Consider the following 6000-nt stretch of genomic DNA (forward strand, 5'->3'; position numbering starts at 1 on the left):
TACCCTGCAACTGCCAGTAGTAAAGATTTATAAGACTGTACCGTTTTTGTGAAAATGTCAGTATTCAAACGGGCAAATGTATACGGCCTCTAATGAAGAGGTCTTTTTATTCATTGATAATTTTCTGAACCTTTGCTAAACTGCAGGGGGAAAACATAATTGAAGTGCTATGGGGGAGGAAAAAAATTGTCAGAGAATGAAGAGTTAGCAAAAGCGACCGGGGATAAGACTGTGCAAAAGCTGGAATTTCGCCTTGGTCCGTTTGGAGCAGCGGTTCCTTTACTGTTTTTTGTCGTTTGGGCAATTACCATCAGTGTCATGCAGCTGTCGTCTGAGGTTGCACTTGTGCTGGGTGCTATTATGGGCCTGACACTCGGATTGCTGTTATGTAAAAGTAAATGGGAAGACTATGCACAAGGTTTGTTCGATGGACTGGCGCAGCCCGTGGGTGTTATTGCCATGGTGGCATGGTTTTATGCCGGCATGTTCGCCCAGGTACTTCAGGTTGGCGGACTTGTCGAAGGACTGGTCTGGATTGGTTCGGTAACAGGTGTTGAAGGCGGCATGTTTGTTGCCCTGACATTCTTGCTGGCAGCAACGTTTTCAACAGCTGTCGGTACCGGATATGGCACAACCGTCGCGTTCTGTACATTGATGTATCCCGCAGGTGTAGCTGTAGGGGCAGACCCGACGTTTATGTTTGCTGCGATTTTGGCCGGAGCGGTATTCGGGGACAACCTCGCGCCGGTTTCCGATACGACAATTGTATCTGCAACAACACAGGATGCCGATGTGCCCGGTGTGGTAAGAAGCCGCTTCAAATATTCAATTGTTGCTGCTGTACCGGCAGTTATTTTGTTTGCCATCTTTGGCGGTGGTGGAAGTTCCGTGGCCGATCAAGCTTCAATCAGTTCTGTAATGGATTCTGTCAATGCAAGCGGACTGATTATGCTCGTACCCTTCGCGATCGTCCTTATCCTTGCTCTGTCTGGACAGCATCTGCTGACCTCATTAACATGGGGGATTATATCTGCTATACCGTTGATTTTGTTGCTGAATTTAGGAACATTCGGGGATATTTTAAACTTTAACCCGGACTCCGATGCTGTTGTAGAAGGTGCGTTGGTTTCTGGTTTAACCGGCTATTTTAATATGGCGATCCTAATTCTGCTGATAGTAGGGGCAGCTCACTTGATGAGACTGGGCGGAACAATGGCAGCCATCACGGAAGGCCTGGTTAAATGGATTAAAAACTCCGTCCGTAAAGCTGAGGTAGCAATTTGGGCGATTGTTGCTTTGCTGAATAGTTCTATCACCATCAACACGGCAGCTGAAATTGCAGCGGCGCCATTTGTAAAAGAAATTGGTACGAGATACGGCATTCACCGCTATCGGATGGCGAATATGCTTGATGCGGTAACATCAGCATTGGGTTATATTTTTCCATGGGGAGCACCGGTGTTATTAGGCTGGTCAACGATCCAAACGATGAAAGAGCAATCATATAGCTGGTTACCCATCGTTGAACCGAATGCGGTGTTTCCATTCGTCTTCCAAGGCTGGTTCCTGTTTATTATCATGCTGATTGCGGCATTGACTGGATGGGGACTGCGATATGAAGGAAAGAACGGCGAAGAATTAAAAGAAAAACCGAATGATTAATTGTTTTTTGTGAGGATGAAGTGGTCAAATGACTGCTTCATTCTTTTTTGCACAGCGACGCGCAATTGTATACCCAAGTATACATTACAGATAAGGTTTCAGCATGGTAAAATTTATTTAATTATTAAAAGTTTCTATAATTAGTAGGGAATAAGAAAGTTCCCAACTGATTGAAGGTCATTTTAAGACAGCGAATTATTTAACTAAGGGAGGGGTTAGTATGAGGGACGATACGAAGACGGAGACGTCAAATGTGATCACAGGGGAAGAATCTGCTGACGTGAAAGATAATAAAGGAATGGCAATTTTAGCGTATATTATCTTTTTTATTCCGCTGATTGCTGCTAAGGATTCTGAGTTTGCCATGTATCATGCCAATCAGGGCCTCAACCTGTTTCTGTTAGGCATGGCCACATGGATTATTGGATCAATTGTGCCGATAATAGGCTGGCTGATCGTATTGCCTTTTGGAACGTTATTCTGGTTTATTCTTTTAATCATCGGGATTATAAACGCATCCAATGGTAAGAAAAAGCAATTACCGCTGATCGGCAGTTTTAAGCTGATAAATTAAACGGACACGGCAGGCTTCCAGTTTGCCTGCCGTGTCCGTTAAGAAATGATTTTTAACAGACGGTTAACGAGCTGGGACCTGTTTTTAACATCAACTTTTCTGAAAATACGTGTGATATGTTTTTTGACAGTGATTTCTGCTAAATACATTTGCTGCGCAATGGCCGCATTGGTTTGTTCTTCGAGTATCAGTTTAACGATTTCGATTTCGCGTTCGGTTAAGTTGAATGTTGATGCAATCACATTCATATCATTTTCTGCCGCAGGTGCGGACATGAAGTGCTGTAAATAGTTTGCCAGTCTCGGGCCGCGGACATCAAGAAGGTAAGTTGTTGCCGGACAATTTTCGCCATAGTCATAATGTGTTGCTTCGGGAATGATTTCAAACCCGAAATTTTCGAGCAGCTGCTGGAAGAAGGGGAGCGGGGTTGATACAACTATCCGGCCACCGGTAACTAAAAGCGGAAACAAATTATAAAGCATGTATGATCGGACTGCTGTGTCTACAGGGTCAATATAGTCCAAATATCGAATGAACCAACCGCCAACCTCATCTTCAGGCACGGAATAAGATCCAAGCTCGTGCGTGTTTAATCTGCTGAAATAGGATCGGGAGACCGGTTCCTTAGCCAGCAGTCCCAATGTTTTTTTGTTAATAGGAACGATGATTGACATTCCCAACGCGGTTCCGTCGCTGTTTTTTAAAAAACGTGCACCTGTATAATTGATTTTCTTAATATAGCTGGCATCAATAAGCTCCATTTCTTTTTGGTTATGTTCGGCTGAAGCATGAAAGCGGAACGACTCATTTGTGCCACGATTATAAAACTGTACCTCACTTTCGATTGAACGTTTGCGCTGAAAGGCGAAAAATTGTTTCACTTCTTCAAAGTTATACTCACCAATTGGTTCAAAATACATCGAATTATCCATCTCCGACTGAAAGAACACACTTCTTATAAAATCATTGTCCAGATGATAAAAGAAAGATGCGGCATCTTCCGGTTTACGGCTTGCGATGGTCCGTTTATAAAAAAACGCAGCGCTCCGCTGATTTAATAAAGCTGAGCGGTCAGGGTGCCGCAGCTTCAAGTCGATCTGGATGGAATCCCTGATTAAATCATGCATCGTCCATCCGTATTTAGCGGGTTTCACAAATGATAAAGCAGTCAGCTCATTAAACGTCGCATTATCAATGTCCTGTTTAAGAACAGCAGACAAGTTTGATTGGTTAAACGTATAAAAAAGTGCAGCCGCTTCAATTAATAAAAGCAATTTCTCATCTTTTACTTCACTCAGCCAGCGGCGGGTAAGATCGATTAAAATGTTCGGCGCTTTGCCATTTAATGTGTCTTTTGAAATGACACCATCTGTTATGGCGGCTAATGTAAGCGTTAAGGGGTGCCCTTCGGTAAAACGCCACATCGTTTCGATCAGGTCTTTATTGTGGATACCATAGTGCTCAAGAAATGCGCTTGTCTGATTCAGTGAAAAATCCTTTAATTCTACCGCTTTGGTTATCCTGCGCCAGGCAGGTGACTCGACCCACCCACCTGATAGAGCGTGGCGTCCGGCCATGATAACAAAACTTGTGTTTGGAAGGTGTTTTACGAATACTTCCCGAAACCAACGATCGAGTGAATCCATATGTTCGTAGGAATCAATTGCCATAATCATTCGTTTTTCCGAGGCTAATTCTGATATGGTCTGTAATAATTTCCGGAAAGAGGGCTTTTCGGTAACATTATTCAGTGGTGTATGGAGTTCAATAAGTGTAAGAAGGTGTTCAGTAAATCCTTCAGGAGTCTGTGAAAAATCTCTGCAGTCCATGCTGAGAAAAAACGTCCCTTTTTCTGCAGCATACCGCTGATATTCATTTAACAAATATGATTTCCCGACCCCGCCGGTACCATGGACATAGAGCACCCTTACATCCTGGTTGTCAGAATGCAAATAATGACGGAATAAAGCTCTTTCCCATTCCCGCCCGATAAACAGATCTTGTTCATCAGTTTGAAGGGCATCTTCAATGTGCTGTGTATTGATTATAAAATTATTCTTTTTCACTTAAATAAGCCTCCCCACCCCTTTAACAGAATTATTAAACTATTATAAATAATATAGTACTTATAGCCTAATGTCAATATAATTTTTTTTCATTGTTCGCTCTGAACGGTAGTGGTTAATGATAACTTATGATAAAGTTTTTTATAAGCGACAAGGAGGCAAGGTCGAGGTATGCGAGTAATAGGTGCAATTGACGCTGAAACAAGATGTAAACATTATCATGCGCAAAATGACCGGATTGCAATTAAATTTTACTGCTGCGGTGAATATTTTTCCTGCATTGACTGTCACGAAGCATACGGCTGTAGCGATCGAAAAGTCTGGCCACGCAAGTATTTTGATCAACGGGCGATTCTTTGCGGCAGTTGCCATCATGAACTGACGATTAACGCGTACTTAAGCAGCAGTTACCGCTGTCCAAATTGTGATGCAGATTTTAATCCGGGATGTGCGTGGCATTATCATTTGTATTTTGAGCGGTGATACGAGTCTGGAAGTTTACGGGAAGTTGCGGTATCGTGTATCATGATAGTATAGTTGGAAGGAGGGAAAAGTGTGGCTTTTGTCATATTAGATCCGTGCCGCGGTGAAAAGTCAGGCGAATGTGTAACGGTTTGTCCGGTTGATTGTATTGAAGAAGGGCCGGAACAATTTTACATAGATCCGGATATATGCATTGATTGCGGTGCATGTGTTTCAGTCTGCCCGGTTGATGCAATTGTTGAAGAGTATGAGATGACACCTGAACAGGAAAAATACCTGGACGAAGCTGAAGAATTCTTTGCGAACAGGTGACACTTCCTAAAAATAAAAAACCCTTGTACATGTTGTCAGAGAGCATGGTACGAGGGTTTTGTTTTATCGTCTGTGTGTTATCAAAATTTGTGGGGTTAGGGGTTAGTTTGAAAATCGATGTTTTAATTGGGCGATGTCACGTTCGTTTTGGACGGTTTTACTCCAGATATGGTCCTGATCGGCTCGGAGAATTTTAAATTCATCCATAATTTCACGGTGACGTCTGTCACTTTCCGTTTTCATAGATGTCATGACTTCTCTCATGGAGGACTGGTCTGTCTTTATTGAAGTTAACTCTTCCCTCATAGAAGCTTGGTCTTCTTTTATAACAGTTTGTTCTTTAAAGACGCCGTTCAGCTGCGTTTTCATTTCGGTTTGTTCTTTAGAGACGCCGTTCAGCTGCGTTTTCATGTCAGTTTGCTCTTTAGAGACGTCGTTCAACTGTGTTTTCATGTCAGTTTGATCTTTTACGGCCCCGTTCAATTGTTCTTTCATCGCAGTCTGTTCAGTTCGCATGCCGCCTACCATTGAAATGAGCTGGGAAAGCATATCTTCCACGTGTTCTAAGCGCTGTTCACTCATTTGTTTCACCTCCCTCTATAAATAAATGATTTTCTTCCAATTACTCCAAATTACTTTGATTTTCTCAGGGGTTTGATTGAAGCTCCCTCATCGATTTCATTGCATCCATTTCATTTCGGAATTTTCCGATGCAATGGAGGATAACGACCCGGACCTTCCCAGGAAGGTGATGGAAAATTTTACTATAATCGCGCGTTTTTCCATCTCCACAGAACTCATGGTCGCTGACCCTCCCATGTCTCTCAGGATTGTATCCAAACATTCCTTCGTCCGGCATATCCATGAGGTGGAGGCCGAAAATGCTCCTTTGCAGGGTCTTTT

7 protein-coding genes are annotated in these 6000 nt (G+C 42.9%); 4 read left to right on the forward strand and 3 right to left on the reverse strand.

Annotated features, from left to right (window positions below):
• Window positions 1–186: 186 nt before the first annotated feature.
• On the forward strand, window positions 187–1662 hold the full coding sequence (locus BMZ22_RS13465; protein WP_090086482.1) for a Na+/H+ antiporter NhaC family protein: 1476 nt from the start codon (window positions 187–189) through the stop codon (window positions 1660–1662).
• Window positions 1663–1882: 220 nt separating this feature from the next.
• Window positions 1883–2236 (forward strand): DUF4870 domain-containing protein, encoded by a 354-nt coding sequence (locus BMZ22_RS13470; RefSeq protein WP_090086484.1) that lies wholly within the window; start codon window positions 1883–1885, stop codon window positions 2234–2236.
• A gap of 38 nt (window positions 2237–2274) precedes the next feature.
• Here the strand turns inward: BMZ22_RS13470 and BMZ22_RS13475 are convergent, their stop codons facing one another.
• Window positions 2275–4302, reverse strand: coding sequence for a LuxR C-terminal-related transcriptional regulator (locus BMZ22_RS13475; RefSeq protein WP_090086486.1), 2028 nt, complete (start codon window positions 4300–4302; stop codon window positions 2275–2277).
• 190 nt (window positions 4303–4492) lie between these two features.
• Between BMZ22_RS13475 and BMZ22_RS17450 the strand changes: the two genes are divergently transcribed.
• Together BMZ22_RS17450 and BMZ22_RS13485 are read left to right on the forward strand one after the other, a co-directional pair.
• Window positions 4493–4684 (forward strand): hypothetical protein, encoded by a 192-nt coding sequence (locus BMZ22_RS17450; protein WP_342710577.1) that lies wholly within the window; start codon window positions 4493–4495, stop codon window positions 4682–4684.
• A gap of 173 nt (window positions 4685–4857) precedes the next feature.
• A complete protein-coding gene (locus BMZ22_RS13485; RefSeq protein WP_090086491.1) occupies window positions 4858–5097 on the forward strand; it encodes a ferredoxin family protein in 240 nt (79 codons plus the stop codon).
• Window positions 5098–5199: 102 nt separating this feature from the next.
• Here BMZ22_RS13485 and BMZ22_RS13490 read toward each other — a convergent pair whose 3' ends face one another.
• Both BMZ22_RS13490 and BMZ22_RS17150 read right to left on the reverse strand, forming a co-directional pair.
• The gene (locus BMZ22_RS13490) at window positions 5200–5679 is read right to left on the reverse strand and encodes a hypothetical protein (protein ID WP_090086493.1); all 480 of its coding nucleotides are present in this window, start codon (window positions 5677–5679) and stop codon (window positions 5200–5202) included.
• Window positions 5680–5743: 64 nt separating this feature from the next.
• On the reverse strand, window positions 5744–6000 hold a 257-nt coding region (locus tag BMZ22_RS17150), incomplete at its 5' end, for a hypothetical protein (protein WP_218144061.1).

It is taken from the genome of Lentibacillus persicus, from assembly GCF_900112705.1.
Taxonomy (GTDB): domain Bacteria; phylum Bacillota; class Bacilli; order Bacillales; family Amphibacillaceae; genus Lentibacillus; species Lentibacillus persicus.

What these genes read in the sequence shown, in the direction of transcription:
- BMZ22_RS13470 (WP_090086484.1), top strand. Translation starts at nt 1,883, where the DNA reads ATGAGGGACGATACGAAGACGGAGACGTCAAATGTGATCACAGGGGAA.
- BMZ22_RS13490 (WP_090086493.1), bottom strand. Translation starts at nt 5,679, where the DNA reads ATGAGTGAACAGCGCTTAGAACACGTGGAAGATATGCTTTCCCAGCTC.